The organism is Ensifer sp. ENS07, assembly GCF_014852185.1.
Taxonomy (GTDB): domain Bacteria; phylum Pseudomonadota; class Alphaproteobacteria; order Rhizobiales; family Rhizobiaceae; genus Ensifer; species Ensifer adhaerens.
This window is the reverse complement of record NZ_JACVBE010000015.1, coordinates 102,734-124,010: the sequence shown is the minus strand read 5'-3', so window position 1 is coordinate 124,010 and position 21,277 is coordinate 102,734. Positions and strand designations below refer to the sequence as shown.

Genomic DNA, 21,277 nt, shown 5'->3' with positions numbered 1-21,277 from the left:
TATGGCTAAGGCAGCTACCCCGAAAGAAACCGCAGCGGAGAAGAAGCCCGCTGCACCGAGGAAGGCAGCTTCCGCCAAGACCGCAGCAGCAGCCGCAACCGGCGCTGTCGGTCGCGTAACGCAGGTCATCGGCGCCGTCGTCGACGTCGCGTTCGATGAAGGCCAGCTTCCGCAGATCCTGAACGCGCTGGAAACCGACAACAACGGTAACCGCCTCGTTCTCGAAGTCGCACAGCACCTCGGCGAAAACGCCGTCCGTACGATCGCCATGGACTCGACCGAAGGTCTCGTCCGCGGCCAGTCGGTCACCGACACCGGCGCACCGATCACGGTTCCGGTTGGCGACGAAACGCTCGGCCGTATCATGAACGTCATCGGCGAGCCGGTTGACGAAGCAGGCCCGCTCGTCACCTCGGGCAAGCGCGCCATCCACCAGGAAGCGCCGTCCTACGTCGAGCAGTCGACGGAAGCGCAGATCCTCGTCACCGGCATCAAGGTCGTCGACCTTCTCGCTCCTTACGCAAAGGGCGGCAAGATCGGCCTCTTCGGCGGCGCAGGCGTCGGCAAGACCGTTCTCATCATGGAACTGATCAACAACGTCGCCAAGGCGCACGGTGGTTACTCGGTGTTCGCAGGCGTGGGTGAACGTACCCGCGAAGGCAACGACCTTTACCACGAAATGATCGAGTCCGGCGTTAACAAGCACGGCGGTGGCGCAGGCTCCAAGGCTGCTCTCGTGTACGGCCAGATGAACGAACCGCCGGGCGCCCGCGCTCGTGTCGCCCTGACGGGTCTGACGATCGCTGAAGACTTCCGCGACAAGGGCCAGGACGTTCTGTTCTTCGTCGACAACATCTTCCGCTTCACCCAGGCAGGTTCCGAAGTGTCGGCTCTGCTCGGCCGTATTCCGTCGGCCGTGGGTTACCAGCCGACGCTGGCGACCGACATGGGTCAGATGCAGGAACGCATCACCACGACGACCAAGGGCTCGATCACCTCGGTTCAGGCCATCTACGTTCCGGCCGACGACTTGACCGACCCGGCACCGGCAACCTCGTTCGCCCACCTGGACGCAACGACCGTTCTGTCGCGCTCGATCGCCGAAAAGGGTATCTACCCGGCCGTTGACCCGCTCGACTCGACCTCGCGCATGCTCGACCCGATGATCGTCGGCGAAGAGCACTATGAAGTGTCGCGTAAGGTGCAGACGACCCTGCAGCGCTACAAGGCGCTCCAGGACATCATCGCCATCCTGGGCATGGACGAACTGTCTGAAGAAGACAAGCTGGCCGTTGCCCGCGCTCGTAAGATCGAACGCTTCCTGTCGCAGCCGTTCTTCGTCGCCGAAGTCTTCACCGGTTCGCCGGGCAAGCTCGTCGCTCTCGAAGACACGATCAAGGGCTTCAAGGGCCTGGTCAACGGCGAGTACGACCACCTGCCGGAAGCTGCCTTCTACATGGTTGGCTCGATCGAAGAAGCGATTGAAAAGGCCAAGAAGCTGGCTGCCGAAGCCGCTTGATAGCACTGTTAAGCCTCGGCGCTGCACAAGCGCCGAGGCTTTCATCCTGTCCTTTCGCAAGGATAGGGAAGACATGCACAGCCGCCTCTCAGGTGGCGCGCCCACAAGAAGTGAATGGTCATGGCCGATTTCAACTTTGAGCTTGTTTCCCCCGAGCGCCTGCTCGTCTCTGAAAAGGTGACGGAAGTCGTCATCCCGGCGACCGAGGGCGAGATGACCGTGATGGCCAATCACGCGCCGACGATGACGACGGTGAAGCCCGGCGTGGTCACGGTGAAGCTGGCCGACGGCAAGACGGAGCGCTTTGCGGTGTTTGGCGGCTTTGCCGACATCCTGCCGACCGGCTGCACGCTGCTCGCCGAATCCGCCGTTCATGTCGATGAACTCGACCGCACGGCTCTCGAAAGCCGTATCGACGCGGTTCGTGCCGAGCTGGAAGGCGCCGGCGACGAAAAGAAGACCCGTCTGGAGCAGTTCGTCGCCGAACTGACGAAGCTCGGCGAGATCGTGATCCCGGCCTGAAAGGGACACCCGGAAGGGTGAAGCGAATGAGAAAGCCCCGCCCTCGAGCGGGGTTTTTTGTTGCCTGTTTTGTCCGATCTTGTAACCAATAGCAGCCGGACCGGCCGCTTTAGCCATTCTTCATTAGAGCTGCTGTACTGAGCCGGCATCGTTCAGCCTAGGAAGAGAGACCGCTGGCATGACGTCGAAGATTGTTCCTGTCATCATGGCCGGCGGAAAGGGCACCCGACTGTGGCCGCTCTCGCGCTCCGCCGCGCCCAAGCAGTTCCTGCAGATTCTTTCCGAGCGATCGCTGTTCCAGCAGACGCTCGAACGCGTGGGCGACCGCACGCGATACGAACCTGCCATCGTTGTCACCAACAGCGACTTTCGCTTCATCGTCGCCGAGCAAGCCCGTGCGATCGAGGCTGAGCTCGGCGACATCCTCTTGGAGCCGGTGGCGCGCAACACCGCACCGGCCCTTGCCGCCGCCGCCTTTGCAGTCCTTGGCCGCTACGGCGAAGGGGCGATCATGCAGGTGCTCGCCTCCGATCACGAGATCGATGCCGGCGTCCTCTACGAGGACTGCATCCTGAGAGCGCAGGCGGCCGCCGGGCGGGGAGAGCTGGTGACCTTCGGCATCACGCCGACCGAGCCGGCCACCGGTTACGGCTATATCGAGTGTGGCGACGAGCTGGCCGAAGGTACGAACCGGGTGGTGCGTTTTGTCGAGAAGCCGGATCGGGCGAAAGCCGAGTCGATGATCGCGACCGGGCGCTATCTCTGGAACTCCGGCCTGTTCATGCTGCCGGTGACGCTCTTCCTCGACGAGTTGAAGCGCTTTGCGCCCGAAGTCTTCGACGCAGCGAAGGCTGCGGTCGAAGGTGCCTACAAGGATCTCGATTTCACCCGGCTGCACGGCGAGAGCTTTGCAGCCGCTCCGGATATTTCCGTCGACTACGCCGTGTTCGAAAAGACCGACCATGCAGCCGTTGTGCCGTCGTCCTTCCCCTGGTCGGATCTCGGAAGCTGGGATGCGGTGTGGAAGACCGGGCGCAAGGATGACGACGGCAATGTCGTCACGGACCGGGCGACGGTGTCGAACACCCGCAACTCGCTGGTTCTGTCACGCGACATTCACCTGGCGGTGCAGGGGTTGGAAGACGTGGCCGTCATCGCCGGCGAGGACGCCGTCTATGTCGGGCGGCTAGACGACAGCCAGAGCGTCGGCCATATCGTCAAGGCGCTCGCGCGTTCTCCCAAAACCGCAGCGCTGACGGAAGTGCACCCCACTGCCTACCGTCCCTGGGGCGCGGTGGCCGCGCTTTCCGACGGCGAGCGCTTCTCGGTGAAGCGGCTGCGTGTGACGCCCGGCAAGAAGATCTCCCTGCAGAAGCACCATCACCGCGCCGAGCACTGGATCGTCGTGCGCGGCACGGCGGAGATCACTATGGGCGGCGAGACGCGGCTCCTGCACGAGAACGAGTCCGTGTTCATTCCGCAGGGCACGGTGCACCGGCTGCACAACCCGGGCAAGATTCCGCTCGAGCTGATCGAGGTGCAGACCGGCTCCTATCTCGGCGACGACGACACCGTTCGCATTGAAGACGAATTCGGCCGCAACTAAGCGCATCGCATCGTTGGCGGACCGTGAAACGAAAAATGCCCGGGCTGAACCCGGGCATTGAAGTCGGCGCGTCAGGACTGATTGGCTCAGCCGGCGACGCGCGCGCTCTCGCCCTTCTGGGCGTAGTAGTGACCGAAGCGGTTGGCGAGGAAGGTGTCGAGGCCGATGTCTTCCTGACGAACGAAACCCTTCTGGGCGATCTTGCCTTCGGCGAGCAGATCGAGCACGGCACAGATGCTGCCGGCCGTGGTGATCTGGATGCCGCTCTGCATGCGACCGGCAACGACGCCGCTATAGACCTTGTTGGCGTAGGTTTCCTGGATCAGGCGACCGTCGCGGAAGCCCGAAACGGTAACGAAGATCACGACGACGTCCTGGGTGGTGGTCGGTAGCGAATTTTCGAAGATGTCCTTGAGGACTTCGCGGCGGTGACGCAGGCCGAGGTCGTTCAGCAGCGCCTTCATGATGGCTGCGTGACCCGGGTAGCGGATCGTCTTGTAGTTCAGCGTGCGGACCTTGCCCTTCAGCGTCTCGCAGAGCGTGCCGAGGCCGCCCGAGGTGTTGAAGGCTTCGTAGGTGACGCCATCGAGCGAGAATTCTTCGCGCTCTTCCATGGCCGGAACTTCGATCAGGTTGCTCTCAACGATCGCCTCGCAGGGCTCGATGTATTCGTTGATGACGCCGTCGGTGCTCCAGGTGAGGTTGTAGTTCAGAGCGTTCGACGGGTACTGCGGTAGGGCGCCGACGCGCATGCGCACGCTTTCCAGCGTCTGGAAGCGGCTGGCGAGATCGTTGGCGACGATCGAGATGAAGCCCGGTGCGAGGCCGCACTGGGGGATGAAGGCGGTGTTCGCCTTGGCGGCGATCGCCTTGACCTGGCGGGTGGATTCGACGTCTTCGGTAAGATCCAGGTAGTGGATGCCGGCTTCGGCAGCGGCTTCGGCGATTGCGACCGTCAGGTGGAACGGAGCGGCGCTGAGCACGGCAAACTTGCCGGAGAGAAGGGCGACGAGCGCCTTCTTGTCGCCGATGTCGACGGTTGCCGTCGTGATCGCGGCATGCTTTTCGACCTGTTCCAGCTGCTCGGCGGCGCGGTCGGCGACGCAGACGCTGTAGTCGCCGGTGTGGGCCAGCATGCGAGCGATGGTGGAGCCGATCTTGCCTGCTCCGATGACGACGATATTCTTCATTCTTTCCCCCGGGGTATGAGAACTGTTTGTGTCTCTATTGTCGCGGGAGGGGCTGTTGATTTGAAGCGCTGATATGACTAAATCGCCTATCTAAATTCGGCAGATTGCCCAACAGGATCGACGAAATGCAGATCACCGACAAGGATCGCGAGCTTCTCGCCATCTTGAGCGAGAACGCCCGCATGCCGACGGCGACGATTGCCCGAAGGCTTGGTCTGTCGCGCACGACGGTGCAGGCCCGTATCGAGCGGTTGGAGCGCGAAGGCATCATCGCCGGCTATGGCGTGCGCCTCTCGGAAAGCTACGAGAAGGGGCTAGTCAAGGCGCATGTGCTGATCACCATTGCGCCGCGGGCGCTCTCGCGCGTGACCCCAGAACTGAGCGCCATCCGGGAAATCCAGACGCTGCATTCGGTCAGCGGCAGCTTCGATCTGATCGCCGTGGTCGCCGCGACGTCGATCAGCGAACTCGATCTGCTGATCGATCGGATCGGCGAAATCGACGGTGTCGACCGGACGCTGTCGTCGATCATCCTCTCGACGCGGATCGACCGCTAGGCCGTCCTTCGGCTCAAGCGACAAGCGACGCGGCCGTCAGGGTGGGCTAGCGGACGGCGCGGATTCCTCTTTGTTGCTACCCGTTCCGTCGGGCACCTTGGCTGGAGCGTTCCAGGCGCTCGGCCCCCGAACGAAACTGCGCAGGCTGCCATCGCCATAGGCGAGCCACTTGCTGCGGTCGAAATATTGTTCGGCAATGTTCTTCGGGCGGGCGCGGGCGGGTTGATTGGCGAGGAAATTGTAGCGCTGCGTCTCCTCGTCGGATTCACGCTTGAGCTGGATGCGGCTGCCGAAGCGCTTGAGGTCGAATTCCCTCAGCGCCTGGATCTGCAAGGTGACGCTGGCCGCATCCGCCCAGCGCACGTGGTCGAGGAACACGGATGCCGCGCGGGCCGCCGCCGTCGTCACCGCCTGGCTGTCCTCCTGGCGCTCGATGTTGAGCTTGACCCGGAACGATGAGATCTCTTCCTCGCCGCTGCCCTTGACGAAGATGAAGATCGAGGAGGGTTTGTCCTCGCCCGGCCGGGGGAAGGAAATGAGCGAGGAGCATTCCCATTGGGCCTGTTCGCCGGCGCTCGATTTCCATTCGAGTTCCCGAAACCCGGCGTCGCGCAACTCGTCGCAAAGCGCCTTGGGGTCGCTGCGGATGGCGCGCAGGAACGGCTGCTCCGGCGTCTGCAGATCCTGGAAGGTCCAGGCGGGCAGGGCGATGCGCGGTGGCACGCGCCTCGCGCGCTTCGTGCCCGTCGTCTCGTCTGGCTTTCCCCGTTCGAGGAAGGTCGTCGGCAGGCCGAATGCGAGCAGAACCCTTTTCAGATTGCGCTGCTCGTTGGCGAGCAGGGCCGTCGCGACGATTGCGGTGACGATCAGCAGCAGGGCCACGATGAAGAAGCGCAGACCGGTGCTGCGGGCCGGCTTGCCGGCGGGCGTCTTGCCCTTGGCCGTGCTCATGCAGCCTCGCCCGCCCGATGATGGGCGATGAGCTGCGGAGCCTCCAGCGAAGGGCGATCGGTCTGCCGGGTTTCCATGATCTCAGGCTAGCAAGATGTCCAAGCTTTCTTCATCCTCGAAATCCGTCGCGACGGCAATATGCAACCGCCGATAACCGCGCGGCGACTGTTGCATCCCGGTGCAACGCGCCGGTGAATGGTTGTCGGCGTGAACTAAAAAGTAGAAATCCGGAAGCGATTGCATAGCTTGCGTCCGCAGACATTCAAACGGGGCGTACGTTCGTCATGACAGAGCCGACATCCGCAACTCCCTCGATCGACGTACCACTGGTGCGCCGGCTGCTCGCGGCGCAGTTTCCGCAATGGTCGGAACTCGACGTACGGCCGATCGAACCGGGCGGCTGGGATAACCGGACGTTTCGCCTCGGCGACCGGATGACCGTCCGGTTGCCGAGCGCCGAACACTACGTTCTGCAGGTCGAAAAGGAACATCGCTGGCTGCCGCTGCTGGCGTCGCAACTGCCGCTGCCCATTCCGGTGCCTCTCGGCAAGGGCGTGCCGGGAGAAGGTTTTCCCTGGCCCTGGTCGGTCTATCGTTATCTCCCCGGGCAAACACTGGCTGTCGAGCGGGTCGACGATGTCAGTCAGGTGGCGAAGGACCTGGCGCGGTTCCTGCGCGCGCTGATGCAAGCGGATGCCATCGGGGCACCCTTGCCCGGCGATCACAATTTCCATCGCGGCGGACCGCCCGCCTTCTATGACGCGCAGACGCGTCAGGCGCTCACGCTGCTTGCGGACAATGTCGATACGACAGTGGCAGCAGAGGTGTGGGAGGCCGCACTTGCCGCGTCTTTCGAAGGAGCGCCTGTCTGGTTTCACGGCGATATCGCCTGGGGCAACCTGCTGGTCGAGAACGGCAGCTTGAGCGGCGTCATCGACTTCGGCACCTCCGGCGTCGGGGATCCGGCCTGCGATCTGGCGATCGCCTGGACGTTTTTCGACGGCGAGAGCCGCGAGGTTTTCCGCGACGGCATGGCTCTCGATCGCGGCGCCTGGGCGCGCGGCCGCGGCTGGACGCTGTGGAAGGCGCTGATCGTCCTTGCCGACATGACTGGCGCGCCCGCGAGCGAAAAGGCAAAGCAGCGCGTGGTGATCGACGAGGTGCTTGCGGATCACCGTCGCTACGGCTGAGACCGGTTGCGCGGCGGCCAAGCGCCGACTTGACCCCGGCGCAAATTGCCTCTAGGTCAGGCGGACGCGGGACGACCCGCGTCGGTGTTTCGCCTGGGGACGGCCCCATTATCTCGACCGAGATATTGGAGACGATCGTACCATGCAGCCCTGTAGCCCGCGGCACGTCCGCGTGACCAATTCCTTCATCGAGCAGCCCAATTGCCCCGCCGGAAGCCATCGTTTCGTGGAACGATCTCGGCCGCCGATCGCTTTCCCAACATATTGAAGCGCGCAGGTGGCCGCCTGCGCGCGCCGCCGACGTTTCGTCACCAACGCACGAGGTTGATGATGGCCGGACCCATCGAACAATTTGAGATCAAGTCGCTCTTCCCAATCGCCGAAGTCGGCGGCCACCAGATCAGCTTTACCAACTCGGCCGCCTACATGGTGCTGACGATCGCGATCGCCAGCCTCTTCCTGATCCTGTCGACCAGGAGACGCGGCCTCGTGCCGAACCGGGCGCAGTCGGCTGCCGAAATCCTCTATGAGTTTGCGGCAAAGACTTTGCGCGACAACGCCGGCGAAAAGGGCATGCGCTTCTTCCCGCTGGTGTTCTCGCTGTTCATGTTCATCCTGACCGCCAACCTGATCGGCATGTTTCCCTATGCCTTCACGGTAACGAGCCATATCGCCGTCACCTTCGCGCTGGCGATGCTGGTGTTCCTGACGGTCACGCTCTACGGCCTCTACCGGCACGGCCTCGGCTTTCTCAGGCTGTTCATGCCCTCAGGCGTGCCGTTGATCCTGGCACCGATCATCATCCCGATCGAGGTGGTCTCCTACCTGTCGCGCCCGGTCAGCCACTCGGTCCGTCTGTTCGCGGTCATGCTCGCCGGTCATATCACGCTCAAGGTTTTCGCCGGCTTCGTCGTGGGCTTGAGCGGTTTCGGCGCGCTTGGCATTCTGGCGGCGATCATGCCCCTGCTGATGACGGTGGCGCTGACGGGGCTGGAGCTGCTGATGGCCCTGATCCAGGCCTATATCTTCACCATGCTGACCTGCATGTATCTCAACGACGCGCTGCATCCGAGCCACTGAGAAAAGGCAAGAGGCTCCCCCGCCAAGGGGAGCCTCTTTTTCATTCGGCCGCCACGCGCCGGGCTTCGTTGCGGTAGGTCCGCCAGGACGACCAGGCGAAGGCCATCAGGAACATTGCGGTCATCAGGAGCACGATGGTCGGCGCCGGCGCGCTGTCGATGAAGAAGGACAGATAGACGCCGGTGAAGGACGCCGTCATCGCGATCAGCACGGCGACGATGAGCATCATGCCCATTGTCCGGGTGATCAGGAAGGCGATGGCGCCGGGCGCGATCAGCATGGCGATGGCGAGGATCAGCCCCACCGCCTTCAGCGCACCGACAATCGTTAGCGACAGGATCGCCAGCAGCCCATAGTGCAGCCAGTTGACCGGCAGGCCGACCGCCTTGGCCTGGGCCGGGTCGAAGGCATGCAGCAGGAAATCCCGCCACTTGACCGCGAGGATGCCGGCGGCGACGAGCGCGATCGCGCCGGTCTCGACAATGTCCGGCCAGCCGATGCCGAGCATGTCGCCGAAGAGGATGTGATCGAGGTGCACGTCGCTCTGGATCTTGGTGTAGAGCACCAGGCCGAAACCGAACATGCCGGAGAAGACCACGCCCATGACGGTATCCTGCTTGATGCGGCTGTTTTCCTTGAGATAGCCGGTGAGCAGCGCGCAGGACATGCCGGCGGCAAAGGCACCGACGGCGAGCGGCAGGCCGACGATGTAGGAGATCACCACGCCGGGAAAGACGGCATGTGAGATCGCATCGCCCATCAGCGACCAGCCCTTCAGCACCAGGAAGCAGGAGAGCATCGCGGTCGGGATCGCCACCAGCACCGAGATCAAAAGCGCGTTGCGCATGAACTCGAATTCGAACACGGCAAGCATCATGTCGAGCGAGATCATCGGCCGGCCTCCACCGGTTCGGCGCCGCGCCGGCGCGCGGCCAGAAGCCCGTGCTTCGGGGCAAAGACGAAGGCCGTGAGGAAGATCAGCGTCTGTAGCACAATGATGATGCCGCCGGTGGCGCCATCGAGGAAATAGCTGAAATAGGCGCCGAAGAAGCTCGTCAGCGTGCCGATGGCGACGCTGATGAGGATCAGCCGCGGAAAACGATCCGTCAGCAAATAGGCGGTGGCGCCCGGTGTTACGACCATGGCGATGACGAGAAAGGCGCCGACGGTCTGGAGGGCCGCGACCGTGCAGGCCGAAAGCAGCGTGAAGAACAAGACCTTGAGGAAGGTCGTCGGGATGCCGATCGAGCGGGCGTGGCTCTCGTCGAAGAAGGTCACCATCAGGTCCTTCCACTTGGCCGTCAGGATGATGAGCGAGACGATGCCGATGATCGCCAATTGCAGCGTGTCGGCGGGCGTGATCGCCAGGATGTTGCCGAGCACGATTGTCTGGATGTTCACCGACGTCGGCGACAGCGAGACCATGAAGAGGCCGAGGCCGAAGAAGGAGGTGAAGATCAGCCCGATGATCGTGTCTTCCTTGAGCCTTGTGCGCTGATTGAGAAACAGCATGGCGCCGGCGGCAAGGGCCCCGGAGAAGAAGGCGCCGAGCGAGAAGGGCAGGCCGAGCATGTAGGCGCCGGCAACGCCGGGCACAATCGAGTGCGAGAGCGCGTCGCCGATCAGCGACCAGCCTTTCAGCATCAGATAGGAGGACAGGAAGGCGCAGACGCCGCCGACCAGTGCGCTCACCCACATGGCGTTGAGCATGTAGCCGTAGGTGAAGGGTTCGGAGAGCGTGGCGATCATTTGCCGTTCTGTTCCCCGTTGGTCTCGGGCTTTGCCGGTTGCGCCACCATGCGGTCCTTGTCGCCATACATGACGAGCGGACGCTCGTCGTCGGTGATGACGGCAAGCTGGCGGGGATCGGCGTCGTCGTGCAGGCTATCGCCGCCGAGCACGAAGTGCCGCAGCACGCCGCCGAAGGCGAGCTCGAGGTTCTCGCGGGTGAAGGTCGTCTCGGTCGGGCCATAGGCGAGCACGGTGTTCTTCAGAAGCACGGTGCGGTCGCAGAATTCCGGTACGCTGCCGAGATTGTGGGTCGAGACCAGCATGACCCGGCCCTCGTCGCGAAGGCCGATCAAAAGCCGAATGATCGCGTCCTCGGTTTTGACGTCGACGCCGGTGAAGGGTTCGTCGAGCAGGATGACCTTGCCGTCCTGGGCAAGGGCGCGTGCGAGGAAGACGCGCTTCTTCTGGCCGCCGGAGAGTTCGCCGATCTGGCGCTTGCGGTAGTCGCTCATGCCGACGCGGGCAAGGGCTGCCTCGACCGCTTCGTGATCGACTTTCTTCGGGATGCGCAACATGTTCATGTGGCCGTAACGGCCCATCATGACCACGTCCTCGACCAGCACCGGGAAGTTCCAGTCGACTTCTTCGGCCTGCGGCACATAGGCGACGAGGTTTTTCTTCAGCGCGTCCGGCACGGAAAGACCGAGGATCGCGATCTCGCCGCGCGACAGGCGGGCAAAACCCATGATCGCCTTGAACAGCGTCGACTTGCCGCTGCCGTTGACGCCGACGAGCGCGGTGATCGTGCCGGTCGGGATCTCGAAGCTGGCGTCACGCAGCGCCCGCAGGCCGTTGCGGTAGGTGACGGTGGCACCCGCGACGCGGATGCCGCTTCCTTGCTCACCGGAAGAAGGTGCTGGCCCGGAGCGCGTCTTCACCTGAAGGTTCATTGTGCAAGACCCTTGGCGATGGTTTCCGATGTGACGCGCAGCAGGTCGACATAGGTCGGAACCGGGCCGTCCGCTTCGCTCAAGGAATCAACGTAGAGCACACCGCCGTATTTTGCACCGGTCTCGCGCGCCACTTGTTCTGCCGGGTCCGGCGAAATCGTGCTTTCGGAGAAGACCACAGGGATATGGTTCGCCCGGACGGCGTCGATCACCTTGCGGACCTGCTGCGGGGTACCCTGCTGGTCGGCGTTGATCGGCCAGAGATAGAGTTCCTTCATTCCGAAATCGCGGATCAGGTAGCTGAAGGCGCCTTCGCTCGAGACCAGCCAGCGCTTGTCCTCGGGGATCTTGGCGATCTCGGCGCGGATCGGTGCAATGGTCGCCTCGATCTTCTGCTTATAGGCCTCGGCATTGGCCTTGTAGGTCTCGGCATTATCAGGGTCATACTTCACGAAGGCGTCGCGGATGTTGTCGACATAGATCAACGCGGCCGATGGCGACATCCAGGCATGCGGATTGGGCTTGCCGGTATAGGGGCCCTCGGCAATGCCCATGGGGTCGATGCCGGTCGAGACGACGACACCGGGAACATCGTCGAAGTTCTGGAAGAATTTCTCGAACCAGCGCTCCAGGTTCAGGCCATTCCAGAGGATCAGCTTGGCGTCATGCGCCTTCAGGATATCGCGCGGCGTCGGCTGGTAGTTGTGGATCTCGGCGCCCGGCTTGGTGATCGATTCGACGATGGCCGCGTCGCCCGCGACGTTCTTTGCCATGTCGGCAATGACCGTAAAAGTCGTCACTGCCTTGAATTTCTCCTGCGCGTAAGCGGCGCCTGGAACGAGCGCAATGGCTGCGACGGCCGTCATTGCCGCCAGGATCGCGCGCCTCGTCTGATCGATCATTCTCTACTCCCAGTGTTGATGCTCACAGGAGTAGGGGAATGATTTGCATAAGTCAATGCAAATGAGAAGCATTCGCAACTAGCTATTTTCAAAGGCCGTGCCCTTGGCTAGTGTACGACCATGAAACAGAACAAGAATCGTGTCGAAGAACTGGAAGGCGTGTTGAGGGATGGCGGCGTGCGCGTGACGCGCCAGCGTGCCGCTATTCTGAAGATCCTCGCCACCGCCGAAGACCATCCGGATGCAAACGAACTGCATCGCCGGGCGAAGGAAATCGACGCCACCGTCTCGCTATCGACGGTCTACCGGACGTTGTCTGCGCTTGAGCAACAGGGCGTGGTGCAGCGCCATGCCTTTGAGAGTGCGACCGCTCGCTTCGAGACCGCCGACGCGCCGCACCACGATCATCTGATCGACATCGACACCGGTGCGGTGATCGAGTTCCGCTCCGACAAGATCGAGCAGCTTCAGGCGGAAATCGCCGCCGAACTCGGCTATGACCTCGTACGTCACCGGCTGGAACTCTACTGCCGCAAGCGCAAGGACTGAGGCGTCGGCAATGGCGCGCCAGACGGCGCGCGCAATCTCTTCTCTTTATCCGTAAGTGGCCTCAGCCGCGGTCGGCGATCGCGGCGACGCGTCGCCGCGCCGGAATGGTCATGGCCGCGACCCCGACGATGACGCAGCCAAGGCCGATCCAGGCGGTGTCCGACAGCCGTTCGCCGAGGAAGAGCGCGCCGATGGCAACGCCGATCGGCACGCGCAGATAGGCCTGTGCCGTGGCGCCGACCGAGCCCAGTGTCTGGATCAGCCGGAAGTAGATGGCAAAGGCAAGGGCGGTCGAGAAGACGGCGAGGCCGAGCAGTGCCAGCAGCGACTCCGTCGACGGCGCAAGCGTCCAGGGCCTGTCGACGACGAGGCTTACCGGGATCAGCAGGGCAGCACCTGCGATCAACGAGCCGGCGGCGGGCATCATCGGGTCGAGTCCCTTGAAGCTGCGACCGAAGATGGCGGCGCCCGCGTAGCAGACGGTGGCGAGCACCACGGCCAACTGTGGCAGCAACTGTTCCCCGAGGCCGCCGAGGGCCTCCATGCCGATGATCAGGCTGATGCCGGTCATGCCGGCGACGATGCCAACGAGCTTGCGGGCCGTGACCGCTTCGTGGCGGGTGATCAGCGCCGTCATCAGGAAGGCGAAGATCGGCGTCGTCGCATTGAGGATCGAGGCGATGCCGGCATCGATCGTCTGCTCGGCCCAGGCGATCAGCGTGAAGGGCACAACGCTGTTGAGGCAGGCCTGGAACAGGAAGCGCCGCCAGGTCGCCGCGTCACGCGGCAGGCTGAGACCACGCCAGCGCAGAACGGCAAGAAGAAGCGCGCCGGCAATCAGGGTGCGGGCGGCAATCAGTGTAACCGGCGGAATGGTCTCGATGCCGATCTTGATGAAGGTGTAGGAGGCGCCCCAGAGCGTTGCGAGCGCAAGAAGCAGCAGGAGTTCGAAAGAAAGGTTGGTCTTGGCCATCGGGATCGCATCCTTGTCGTCATTGTTGCCATCGTTCTAGCGCGACGCTTACGGCGGATGCTTCGTTGGCGATCGAAGTATCGGGATCCTCCGAGATGTGAAAAAGCGAAACCCCGGCTTTCGTGGGAAAGCCGGGGTTCCGTGATTGCGGGTGGCTCAATGGCTGTCGGCGAGCTTGGCCGCGTTGACGCTGGCTGTGCTTTCGAAGCTGAGGCCATTGAAGAAGGCGTTGAGCACGACGGCCGAGATCGAGGCAAGCACGATGCCGGACTCGATGATCGGGTGGATCGCATGCGGCAGCCAGATCAGGAAGTTCGGCGCGATCAGCGGGATCAGGCCGAAGCCGACCGAGACGGCAACCACGAACAGGTTGTTGCGCGACGACTTGAAATCGACGGTCGACAGGATGCGCACGCCGGTCGCAGCGACCATGCCGAACATCACCAGGCCGGCGCCGCCGAGCACGAAGGTCGGAACCGCTTCGACCAGTGCGCCCATCTTCGGGATGAGGCCGAGCGCGATCATGATGACGCCCCCCATCACGCAGACGTAGCGGCTCTTGACGCCGGTGACGCCGACAAGCCCGACATTCTGCGAGAAGCTCGTGTAGGGGAAGGTGTTGAACAGGCCGCCGATCATGGTGCCGAGGCCATCGACCCTGAGCCCCGCCGTCAACTGCTGCCGCGAGACTTCGCGATTGGTGATTTCGCCGAGTGCCAGGAACATGCCGGTCGATTCGATCATCACGACGATCATCACCAGCGACATGGTGGCGATCAGCACCGGATCGAAGATCGGCATGCCGAAGCGCAGCGGCGTGACCACCGCGAACCAGCCGGCATCGGCCACCCGGTCGAAATGCATCATGCCGAGTGCTGCGGCGACGACGCAGCCGACGACCACGCCGGTCAGCACCGCGATGTTGCTGATCAGTCCGCGGCCGAAGCGGGCGATCACGAGAATGGAGAGGAGCACGAAGCCGGCCAGCGCAATGTGGCTCGGCTCGGCGTAGAGCGGGTTCGGGACGCTGGCGCCAAGCACCAGGCCGTCCGGTACCGCCGGGCCTCCGGTGGCCGCGGCCTTCTTGAGCTCCGCCAGCCATTCCGCATGGCTCGGATCGACGAGCTTGGGTGCGGTCGGACCGAAGGGATTGCCGAAGATCCAGTTCACGCCGACGCGCATCAGCGAAACGCCGATGACGAGAATGATCGTGCCGGTGACGACGGGGGGGAAGAACCTCAGAAGCCGGCCCATGACCGGCGCGAGCAGGAGCGCGACGAGGCCGGCGCCGATGATGGCGCCGAAAATCATCCGGGCACCCTCTTGCCCGGGTGTCATCGCCGCCATCGAGACCATCGGGCCGACCGAGGCGAAAGTAACGCCCATCATGACCGGAAGCCGGATGCCGATGCTGCGGCCGAGGCCAAGCGACTGGATGATGGTGACGAGGCCGCAAACGAAAAGATCGGCGGAAATCAGGAAAGCGACGTCCTGGGGGCTGAGCTGCAAGGCGCGGCCGACGATCAGGGGCACCGCGACGGCGCCGCCATACATGACAAGGACATGCTGCAACCCGAGGGTCGCAAGTCTGCCCACGGGCAGCCTCTCGTCCACCGGGTGTATGCTGGAAACGTCGCTCATGGTTCCTCCTCCCATTACATCGACCAGTCCGGCCCCCGTCCTCCAACAGGGGAACGCTATCTTCGGTTGTCGAGACAGAATGTCGCAAGTATCGCCGGAACGAAAACACTTTCCGGATTTCGGGGGAAGTTGTCGAGGGGTGATCCGGGCGGGAAAGGTTCGGATTTGACCGTCGAACGGCGCCGACCGGGCAGGTATTGCCGAAGAAGGCCTCAAGGCGCGCCAACGAACAGCTTGATCCGAGCAACGATGCAACGTTGCTGCAATGCGAAGCGACGATGGTTCGTCGCGCCGGGTGCGAAGGCTCCGCCGCGGTTCGTTGGGGATCATGTCGATGAAATCTTGCAGATTGGCCTTTTCGTCTCCCTGCCGTGCGCTTTTCGTGTTGCTGATCGTTCTCTGGCCGGCGATCGCCGGGGCGAGCGGCGTCAGCTTCCAGGGGCAATGGCAGCAGGTCACGTCCGGCGCCGGTGACTTCGAGAGCTGCTCGGTCGAGATCCGGCGGAACGGCCCCGTGCTGAAGGTGACGGGGAGGGATGGATGGTTCGCGGTGACCCATCTCGGGCGCGTCGGCGGCGGTTCGAGCGCTGCGGGCATCGGGCGCTGGAACGAGGACGGCGCCGGCCGCTATCGCGGCAAGCCGTTCGACATCCGCATCACGATCGTCGATGAGCATCTCCACATGGATATGAGCGTGCGGATGGATGATGGCTCGACGCAGGCGGTCAGGGCCATCTTCGACAAGCGACGATCCGAGAAATCCGGACGCCTGCGGCTTGCCCACATGTAGGCGCGACAGGTCCTTTCACGCCTATGGGCAAAGAAATACCGGGGCCGTTGCCGACCCCGGTGCCGCATCTCCCGAGGAGATGAGGGCCGCCCGTTTTGCAGGCGGCCGTTGGTTTCTTACTTCTGCCAGCTCTTGACCAGATCGTCGTAGTTGACGGTCTGCGGCTTTTCCTTCTCGTTCTCGATCTTCAGCTGCGGAGCGAGGTTGCCCTTGGAAACGGCATCCTTGTTCCAGTACTCGAGATCGTGCTCTTCGGCGAGCTTCGGACCGATGTCGCCCTGAACGCCCGAGCGTTCGAGACGGGAGAGAACCTTCTCCTGCTCGGCGCACAGCGAGTCCATGGCTTCCTGAGCGGTCTTGGCACCCGAGGATGCATCGCCGATCGCCTGCCACCAAAGCTGAGCCAGCTTCGGATAGTCAGGAACGTTCGTGCCGGTCGGCGACCACTGCAGGCGGGCCGGCGAACGGTAGAACTCGATCAGACCGCCGAGCTTCGGAGCGCGGTCCGTGAAGCTCTTGTGGTCCAGCGTCGACTGGCGGATGAAGGTGAGGCCGACATGGCTCTTCTTCACGTCGACGGTCTTCGAGGTCACGAACTGCGCATAGAGCCAGGCGGCCTTGGCGCGGTCGTCAGGCGTGGACTTCAGCAGCGTCCAGGAACCGGCGTCCTGGTAACCGAGCTTCATGCCGTCCTTCCAGTAGACGCCATGCGGGCTCGGAGCAAAACGCCACTTCGGCGTGCCGTCCTCGTTGACGACGGGCAGGCCCGGCTTGACGAAGTCGGCGGTGAACGCCGTGTAGGTGAACATCTGCTGGGCGACTTCGCCCTGCGACGGAACCGGGCCGGATTCCGAGAAGGTCATGCCCTGCGCAGCTGCCGGTGCGTAGGCCTTCATCCAGTCGAGATACTTCTGGATGGAGTAGACAGCGGCCGGGCCGTTGGTGTCGCCACCGCGGGCAACGCAGGAGCCGACCGGGCGCGAGTTTTCGTCGACCTTGATGCCCCACTCGTCGACCGGCTTGCCGTTCGGGATGCCCTTGTCGCCGTTGCCGGCCATCGACAGCCAGGCGTCGGTGAAGCGCCAGCCGAGCGACGGGTCCTTCTTGCCGTAGTCCATGTGGCCATAGACTTTCTTGCCGTCGACTTCGCGACCGGTGAAGAACTCGGCGATATCCTCATAGGCCGACCAGTTGACCGGAACGCCGAGGTCGTAGCCGTACTTCGCCTTGAAGTCCGCCTTGTTCTTCTCGTCGTTGAACCAGTCGTAGCGGAACCAGTAGAGGTTCGCGAACTGCTGGTCGGGAAGCTGGTAGAGCTTGCCATCCGGTGCTGTCGTGAACGATTTGCCGATGAAGTCGTCGATGTCGAGGTTCGGGTTGGTGACGTCCTTGCCTTCATTGGCCATGAAGTCGGTCAGGCTGCGGGCCTGCTGGTAGCGCCAATGGGTACCGATCAGATCCGAGTCGTTGATGTAGGCGTCATAGACGTTTTCGCCCGACTGCATCTGCGTCTGCAGCTTTTCGACGACGTCGCCTTCGCCGATCAGGTCGTGGGTGATCTTGATGCCGGTGATGTCGGAGAAGGCCTTGGCCAGGGTCTTCGATTCGTATTCATGGGTGGTGATCGTTTCGGAAACGACCTTGATTTCCATGCCGGCAAAGGGCTTCGCCGCATCGACGAACCATTGCATTTCGGCTTCCTGGCCGGCGCGGTCGAGCGAGGACATGTCGCCGATCTCGCTGTCGAGGAATTTCTTGGCTTCGTCCATGCCGGCAAAAGCGCTGCCGGTGAAAGCCAGCAGCATAGCTGCCGTCGTAGTCAAAAGATGCCGTCGCATAATTCCCTCCCTTAGGTTTGCGAATGCGGTTCTTTATCTTTCGAGGGGCCGCCCGTCTGGCGGCCCCTCAAATCGGTTCGCCTCAGACGTAGCGGAAGACGCCGACGGCATAGACCAGGGAGAGCGCGAGCGCCCACCACAGGTTCTGCCCGCCGACGAAGCCGAGCCATGCGAGGTGAATGAAGGCGCTGCCGAGCAGTGACACGAAGAGGCGATCGCCCCGTGTCGTCTCGAAGCGCAGGATGCCGACGCGCGGGTTGCCACCGGGCGAGGCATATTCCCAGACCGCCATCATCGACAGCAGTGCGAAGATCGTCAGGAAGAACATGGCCGACGGAAACGACCAGGCCATCCAGCCACCGGGGATAAGCGGCGCGAACCAGTCGCGCGCGCCGTCCTTGATGGGCAGCATGCTGAAGAGCAGCCCGGCAACGGCGGCGTAGACGACGAGAACGGCGGCAAACGGCAGTTGCCAGCGAGCGTTGCGAACGGGTTGAGCGGTCATCATACCCTCCCCAGGGCAAAGCCCTTGGCGATGTAGTTGCGAACGAAATAGATCACGAGTGCGCCCGGAATGATGGTGAGCACGCCGGCGGCCGCCAGCACGCCCCAGTCGAGACCGGAGGCGGAGACCGTGCGGGTCATGGTGGCGGCGATCGGCTTGGCGTCCGTGGTCGTCAGCGTGCGGGCAAGCAGCAGTTCGACCCAGGAGAACATGAAGCAGAAGAACGCAGCGACACCGATGCCCGAGGCGATCAGCGGCATGAAGATCTTCACGAAGAAGCGCGGGAACGAGTAACCGTCGATATAGGCGGTCTCGTCGATCTCCTTCGGCACGCCCGACATGAAGCCTTCCAGGATCCAGACCGCGAGCGGCACGTTGAACAGGCAGTGCGCAAGGGCAACCGCGATGTGCGTGTCGATCAGGCCGAAGGCCGAATAGAGCTGGAAGAAGGGCAGCGCGAAGACGGCCGGCGGCGCCATGCGGTTGGTCAAGAGCCAGAAGAACAGGTGCTTGTCGCCGAGGAAGCGGTAGCGCGAGAAGGCGTAGGCCGCCGGCAGCGCTGCCGTCACCGAGATCACCGTGTTCATGACGACGTAGATGATCGAGTTGATGTAGCCGTTGTACCAGGAGGGATCGGTGAAGATCACCTGGTAGTTCCGGAGCGTCGGATTGACCGGCCAGAGCGAGAAGGTGCTCAGGATCTCGCTCGTTTCCTTGAAGCTCATGTTGACGAGCCAATAGATCGGCAGGAGCAGGAAGACGATGTAGACCGTCGGCACCAGCCAGGAGAGGCGTTCGGTAAGTAGTTGTTTTTGCATTTTGTTTCTCCTCCCGCCTTTGTCAGCCCTGCGCGTCGCTCGTGGTCATCACGGTGTAGAAGATCCACGAGAGCAGCAGGATGATGAGGAAGTAGATGATCGATAGCGCTGCCGCAGGACCGAGGTCGAACTGGCCGATGGCCGTCTTGACGAGGTCGATGGACAGGAAGGTTGTCGAGTTGCCGGGACCGCCGCCGGTGACGACGAAGGGCTCGGTGTAGATCATGAAACTATCCATGAACCGCAGCAGGAAGGCGATCAAAAGCACGCGCTTCATCTTCGGCAGCTGGATGTAGCGGAACACCGACCAGCGCGAGGCGCCGTCGATCTTGGCCGCCTGGTAATAGGCGTCGGGGATCGAGACGAGACCGGCATAGCAGAGCAGGACGACGAGGCTCGTCCAGTGCCAGACGTCCATGACGATCAGCGTGACCCAGGCGGCAACGGGGTTCTGCACGTAATTGTAGTTGATGCCGATCGCTTCGAGCGTGCGGCCGAGCAGGCCGATGTCGACGCGGCCGAAGACCTGCCAGATGGTGCCGACGACGTTCCACGGGATCAAGAGCGGCAGCGCCATCAGGACCAGGCAGACCGGTACGCCGAGACCCTTCTTCGGCATGTTGAGCGCGATGATGATGCCGAGCGGGATTTCGATTGCCAGGATGATCGCCGAGAAGATCAGGTTGCGGCTGAGCGCGTCCCAGAAGCGGTCCGACGTCAGCACCTGCACGTACCAGTCGGTGCCGGCCCAGAAGAACTGGTTGTTGCCGAAGGTGTCCTGGACCGAATAGTTGACGACGGTCATCAGCGGGATGACGGCCGAGAAGGCGACCAGCACGAGGACCGGCAGCACCATGAACCAGGCCTTGTTGTTCCAGGTTTTCTCCATGGTCAGGCCTCCTCGCCGACGCGCCAGGAATCGGCGTAGATATTGATGGCTTTCGGGTCGAAGGTGACGCGCGGCTCGGCGGGGATCTCGCCGTCCTCGTCGACGATGATCGAGATCGGCTGGTCGGCAAAACGGGCGCGCACGATCTTGTGGCGGCCGATATCCTCGACCTTGGTGATCGCGACCGGCATGCCTTCGCGACCGAGCGAGACGAATTCCGGGCGGATGCCGAGCTCGGTCTTGGCGCCGGCCTTGACCTTGGGCTGGAAGGTGAGGCCCAACTGCTCGCCGCCGATCGTCGCGGTGCCGCCGTCGAGCTTGACCGGCAGCACGTTCATGCCCGGCGAGCCGATGAAGTAGCCGACAAAGGTGTGGCGCGGGCGCTCGAAGAGTTCCGCCGGCGTGCCGATCTGCACGATCTGGCCGTCATACATGACGACGACCTTGTCGGCGAAGGTCAGCGCCTCGGTCTGGTCGTGGGTGACGTAGACCATGGTGAAGCCGAACTGCTTGTGCAGGCGCTTGATCTGTGAGCGCAGCACCCACTTCATTTCCGGATCGATGACCGTCAGCGGTTCGTCGAAGAGGATCGCGCTGACGTCGTTGCGCACGAGGCCGCGGCCGAGCGAGATCTTCTGCTTCTGGTCGGCGGTGAGGCCCCGAGCCGTCTTCTTCGCCCAGCCGCCAAGGCCGATCATCTCGATCGTTTCCTTGACGCGGCGGTCGACCTCGGCCTCCGGCACATGCCGGTTGCGCAAGGGGAAGGCCAGATTATCGTAAACCGTCATCGTGTCGTAGATGACCGGGAACTGGAACACCTGGGCGATGTTGCGTTCCTGGGTCGACAGATGCGTCACGTCCTTGCCGTCGAAGAGGATCTCGCCTTCGGACGGGTTGATCAGGCCAGAGATAATGTTGAGCAGCGTGGTCTTGCCGCAGCCGGAGGGCCCGAGCAGCGCATAGGCGCCGCCGTCGTTCCACTCGTGGTGCACTTCCTTCAGCGCGTAGTCGTTTTCCGACTTCGGCTTGGCGCCATAGGCGTGGCGGATATGGTTGAGATTGATGCGTGCCATGTT

General features: G+C 63.0%; 22 protein-coding genes. 8 read left to right on the top strand and 14 right to left on the bottom strand.

Going from position 1 to position 21,277, the window contains the following annotated elements; translation table 11 throughout:
* Position 1: 1 nt before the first annotated feature.
* The 3 genes from atpD to IB277_RS31470 all read left to right on the top strand — a co-directional run bounded on the left by atpD (position 2) and on the right by IB277_RS31470 (position 3,647).
* Positions 2 to 1,519, top strand: coding sequence for a F0F1 ATP synthase subunit beta (atpD, locus tag IB277_RS31480; protein WP_034802502.1), 1,518 nt, complete (start codon positions 2 to 4; stop codon positions 1,517 to 1,519).
* A 120-nt stretch (positions 1,520 to 1,639) separates the two neighbouring features.
* Positions 1,640 to 2,041, top strand: a complete 402-nt coding sequence (locus tag IB277_RS31475; protein ID WP_034803086.1) for a F0F1 ATP synthase subunit epsilon — start codon at positions 1,640 to 1,642, stop codon at positions 2,039 to 2,041.
* 178 nt (positions 2,042 to 2,219) lie between these two features.
* Positions 2,220 to 3,647: a mannose-1-phosphate guanylyltransferase/mannose-6-phosphate isomerase gene (locus IB277_RS31470; protein WP_110818908.1), complete on the top strand. Its 1,428-nt coding sequence runs from the start codon at positions 2,220 to 2,222 to the stop codon at positions 3,645 to 3,647.
* Between the two features lie 86 nt (positions 3,648 to 3,733).
* Here IB277_RS31470 and IB277_RS31465 read toward each other — a convergent pair whose 3' ends face one another.
* Positions 3,734 to 4,837 (bottom strand): saccharopine dehydrogenase family protein, encoded by a 1,104-nt coding sequence (locus IB277_RS31465; RefSeq protein ID WP_034802496.1) that lies wholly within the window; start codon positions 4,835 to 4,837, stop codon positions 3,734 to 3,736.
* A gap of 125 nt (positions 4,838 to 4,962) precedes the next feature.
* Between IB277_RS31465 and IB277_RS31460 the strand changes: the two genes are divergently transcribed.
* Positions 4,963 to 5,394: an Lrp/AsnC family transcriptional regulator gene (locus IB277_RS31460; protein ID WP_043619168.1), complete on the top strand. Its 432-nt coding sequence runs from the start codon at positions 4,963 to 4,965 to the stop codon at positions 5,392 to 5,394.
* Positions 5,395 to 5,430: 36 nt separating this feature from the next.
* Here IB277_RS31460 and IB277_RS31455 read toward each other — a convergent pair whose 3' ends face one another.
* Together IB277_RS31455 and IB277_RS31450 are read right to left on the bottom strand one after the other, a co-directional pair.
* Positions 5,431 to 6,345, bottom strand: a complete 915-nt coding sequence (locus IB277_RS31455) for a DUF6030 family protein (RefSeq protein ID WP_060521384.1) — start codon at positions 6,343 to 6,345, stop codon at positions 5,431 to 5,433.
* Between the two features lie 81 nt (positions 6,346 to 6,426).
* The gene (locus IB277_RS31450) at positions 6,427 to 6,588 is read right to left on the bottom strand and encodes a hypothetical protein (RefSeq protein ID WP_192372584.1); all 162 of its coding nucleotides are present in this window, start codon (positions 6,586 to 6,588) and stop codon (positions 6,427 to 6,429) included.
* A gap of 41 nt (positions 6,589 to 6,629) precedes the next feature.
* On the opposite strand from IB277_RS31450, the gene IB277_RS31445 reads away from it, so the two are divergent.
* Together IB277_RS31445 and IB277_RS31440 are read left to right on the top strand one after the other, a co-directional pair.
* Positions 6,630 to 7,535: an aminoglycoside phosphotransferase family protein gene (locus IB277_RS31445; protein ID WP_090295339.1), complete on the top strand. Its 906-nt coding sequence runs from the start codon at positions 6,630 to 6,632 to the stop codon at positions 7,533 to 7,535.
* Between the two features lie 330 nt (positions 7,536 to 7,865).
* Positions 7,866 to 8,615: a F0F1 ATP synthase subunit A gene (locus IB277_RS31440; protein ID WP_090295342.1), complete on the top strand. Its 750-nt coding sequence runs from the start codon at positions 7,866 to 7,868 to the stop codon at positions 8,613 to 8,615.
* A 40-nt stretch (positions 8,616 to 8,655) separates the two neighbouring features.
* Here IB277_RS31440 and IB277_RS31435 read toward each other — a convergent pair whose 3' ends face one another.
* From IB277_RS31435 to IB277_RS31420, 4 genes are read right to left on the bottom strand one after another with little or no spacing between them, the layout of a single operon-like run.
* Complete coding sequence (locus IB277_RS31435; protein ID WP_060611074.1) at positions 8,656 to 9,507, bottom strand: metal ABC transporter permease; 852 nt, start codon at positions 9,505 to 9,507, stop codon at positions 8,656 to 8,658.
* Positions 9,504 to 10,364, bottom strand: a complete 861-nt coding sequence (locus IB277_RS31430; RefSeq protein WP_034802481.1) for a metal ABC transporter permease — start codon at positions 10,362 to 10,364, stop codon at positions 9,504 to 9,506. Before IB277_RS31430 ends, IB277_RS31435 begins: the two co-directional genes overlap by 4 nt.
* Positions 10,361 to 11,296 carry a manganese/iron ABC transporter ATP-binding protein gene (locus IB277_RS31425; protein WP_034802478.1) on the bottom strand — a complete coding sequence of 312 codons (936 nt, stop codon included), beginning with the start codon at positions 11,294 to 11,296 and terminating at the stop codon, positions 10,361 to 10,363. The genes IB277_RS31430 and IB277_RS31425 overlap by 4 nt, the downstream gene beginning before the upstream one ends.
* Complete coding sequence (locus IB277_RS31420) at positions 11,293 to 12,198, bottom strand: metal ABC transporter substrate-binding protein (RefSeq protein WP_034802475.1); 906 nt, start codon at positions 12,196 to 12,198, stop codon at positions 11,293 to 11,295. Before IB277_RS31420 ends, IB277_RS31425 begins: the two co-directional genes overlap by 4 nt.
* 120 nt (positions 12,199 to 12,318) lie before the next feature.
* Between IB277_RS31420 and IB277_RS31415 the strand changes: the two genes are divergently transcribed.
* On the top strand, positions 12,319 to 12,747 hold the full coding sequence (locus IB277_RS31415; RefSeq protein ID WP_034802472.1) for a Fur family transcriptional regulator: 429 nt from the start codon (positions 12,319 to 12,321) through the stop codon (positions 12,745 to 12,747).
* Positions 12,748 to 12,808: 61 nt separating this feature from the next.
* On the opposite strand, the gene IB277_RS31410 is transcribed toward IB277_RS31415, so the two are convergent.
* Positions 12,809 to 13,720 (bottom strand): DMT family transporter, encoded by a 912-nt coding sequence (locus tag IB277_RS31410; RefSeq protein WP_090295349.1) that lies wholly within the window; start codon positions 13,718 to 13,720, stop codon positions 12,809 to 12,811.
* A gap of 156 nt (positions 13,721 to 13,876) precedes the next feature.
* Positions 13,877 to 15,361 (bottom strand): nucleobase:cation symporter-2 family protein, encoded by a 1,485-nt coding sequence (locus IB277_RS31405; RefSeq protein WP_089044354.1) that lies wholly within the window; start codon positions 15,359 to 15,361, stop codon positions 13,877 to 13,879.
* 334 nt (positions 15,362 to 15,695) lie between these two features.
* Here IB277_RS31405 and IB277_RS31400 point away from each other — a divergent pair, with 334 nt between their 5' ends.
* Entirely contained in the window at positions 15,696 to 16,151 is a 456-nt protein-coding gene (locus tag IB277_RS31400; protein ID WP_143034210.1) for a hypothetical protein, read from the top strand.
* 116 nt (positions 16,152 to 16,267) lie between these two features.
* Here IB277_RS31400 and IB277_RS31395 read toward each other — a convergent pair whose 3' ends face one another.
* The 5 genes from IB277_RS31395 to IB277_RS31375 all read right to left on the bottom strand — a co-directional run bounded on the left by IB277_RS31395 (position 16,268) and on the right by IB277_RS31375 (position 21,274).
* The gene (locus IB277_RS31395; protein ID WP_034802459.1) at positions 16,268 to 17,989 is read right to left on the bottom strand and encodes an ABC transporter substrate-binding protein; all 1,722 of its coding nucleotides are present in this window, start codon (positions 17,987 to 17,989) and stop codon (positions 16,268 to 16,270) included.
* Positions 17,990 to 18,071: 82 nt separating this feature from the next.
* On the bottom strand, positions 18,072 to 18,494 hold the full coding sequence (locus IB277_RS31390) for a DUF2160 domain-containing protein (protein ID WP_034802456.1): 423 nt from the start codon (positions 18,492 to 18,494) through the stop codon (positions 18,072 to 18,074).
* The gene (locus tag IB277_RS31385; RefSeq protein WP_090295357.1) at positions 18,494 to 19,312 is read right to left on the bottom strand and encodes a carbohydrate ABC transporter permease; all 819 of its coding nucleotides are present in this window, start codon (positions 19,310 to 19,312) and stop codon (positions 18,494 to 18,496) included. Before IB277_RS31385 ends, IB277_RS31390 begins: the two co-directional genes overlap by 1 nt.
* Positions 19,313 to 19,334: 22 nt before the next feature.
* Positions 19,335 to 20,201, bottom strand: coding sequence for a carbohydrate ABC transporter permease (locus IB277_RS31380; protein WP_034802451.1), 867 nt, complete (start codon positions 20,199 to 20,201; stop codon positions 19,335 to 19,337).
* 2 nt (positions 20,202 to 20,203) lie between these two features.
* The gene (locus IB277_RS31375) at positions 20,204 to 21,274 is read right to left on the bottom strand and encodes an ABC transporter ATP-binding protein (protein WP_034802449.1); all 1,071 of its coding nucleotides are present in this window, start codon (positions 21,272 to 21,274) and stop codon (positions 20,204 to 20,206) included.
* Positions 21,275 to 21,277 lie beyond the last annotated feature (3 nt).

Coding starts and splice junctions, on each gene's coding strand:
- atpD (WP_034802502.1), top strand. CDS start 2: ATGGCTAAGGCAGCTACCCCGAAAGAAACCGCAGCGGAGAAGAAGCCC.
- IB277_RS31475 (WP_034803086.1), top strand. CDS start 1,640: ATGGCCGATTTCAACTTTGAGCTTGTTTCCCCCGAGCGCCTGCTCGTC.
- IB277_RS31470 (WP_110818908.1), top strand. CDS start 2,220: ATGACGTCGAAGATTGTTCCTGTCATCATGGCCGGCGGAAAGGGCACC.
- IB277_RS31465 (WP_034802496.1), bottom strand. CDS start 4,837: ATGAAGAATATCGTCGTCATCGGAGCAGGCAAGATCGGCTCCACCATC.
- IB277_RS31460 (WP_043619168.1), top strand. CDS start 4,963: ATGCAGATCACCGACAAGGATCGCGAGCTTCTCGCCATCTTGAGCGAG.
- IB277_RS31455 (WP_060521384.1), bottom strand. CDS start 6,345: ATGAGCACGGCCAAGGGCAAGACGCCCGCCGGCAAGCCGGCCCGCAGC.
- IB277_RS31450 (WP_192372584.1), bottom strand. CDS start 6,588: ATGCAATCGCTTCCGGATTTCTACTTTTTAGTTCACGCCGACAACCAT.
- IB277_RS31445 (WP_090295339.1), top strand. CDS start 6,630: ATGACAGAGCCGACATCCGCAACTCCCTCGATCGACGTACCACTGGTG.
- IB277_RS31440 (WP_090295342.1), top strand. CDS start 7,866: ATGGCCGGACCCATCGAACAATTTGAGATCAAGTCGCTCTTCCCAATC.
- IB277_RS31435 (WP_060611074.1), bottom strand. CDS start 9,507: ATGATCTCGCTCGACATGATGCTTGCCGTGTTCGAATTCGAGTTCATG.
- IB277_RS31430 (WP_034802481.1), bottom strand. CDS start 10,364: ATGATCGCCACGCTCTCCGAACCCTTCACCTACGGCTACATGCTCAAC.
- IB277_RS31425 (WP_034802478.1), bottom strand. CDS start 11,296: ATGAACCTTCAGGTGAAGACGCGCTCCGGGCCAGCACCTTCTTCCGGT.
- IB277_RS31420 (WP_034802475.1), bottom strand. CDS start 12,198: ATGATCGATCAGACGAGGCGCGCGATCCTGGCGGCAATGACGGCCGTC.
- IB277_RS31415 (WP_034802472.1), top strand. CDS start 12,319: ATGAAACAGAACAAGAATCGTGTCGAAGAACTGGAAGGCGTGTTGAGG.
- IB277_RS31410 (WP_090295349.1), bottom strand. CDS start 13,720: ATGGCCAAGACCAACCTTTCTTTCGAACTCCTGCTGCTTCTTGCGCTC.
- IB277_RS31405 (WP_089044354.1), bottom strand. CDS start 15,361: ATGAGCGACGTTTCCAGCATACACCCGGTGGACGAGAGGCTGCCCGTG.
- IB277_RS31400 (WP_143034210.1), top strand. CDS start 15,696: ATGAAATCTTGCAGATTGGCCTTTTCGTCTCCCTGCCGTGCGCTTTTC.
- IB277_RS31395 (WP_034802459.1), bottom strand. CDS start 17,989: ATGCGACGGCATCTTTTGACTACGACGGCAGCTATGCTGCTGGCTTTC.
- IB277_RS31390 (WP_034802456.1), bottom strand. CDS start 18,494: ATGACCGCTCAACCCGTTCGCAACGCTCGCTGGCAACTGCCGTTTGCC.
- IB277_RS31385 (WP_090295357.1), bottom strand. CDS start 19,312: ATGCAAAAACAACTACTTACCGAACGCCTCTCCTGGCTGGTGCCGACG.
- IB277_RS31380 (WP_034802451.1), bottom strand. CDS start 20,201: ATGGAGAAAACCTGGAACAACAAGGCCTGGTTCATGGTGCTGCCGGTC.
- IB277_RS31375 (WP_034802449.1), bottom strand. CDS start 21,274: ATGGCACGCATCAATCTCAACCATATCCGCCACGCCTATGGCGCCAAG.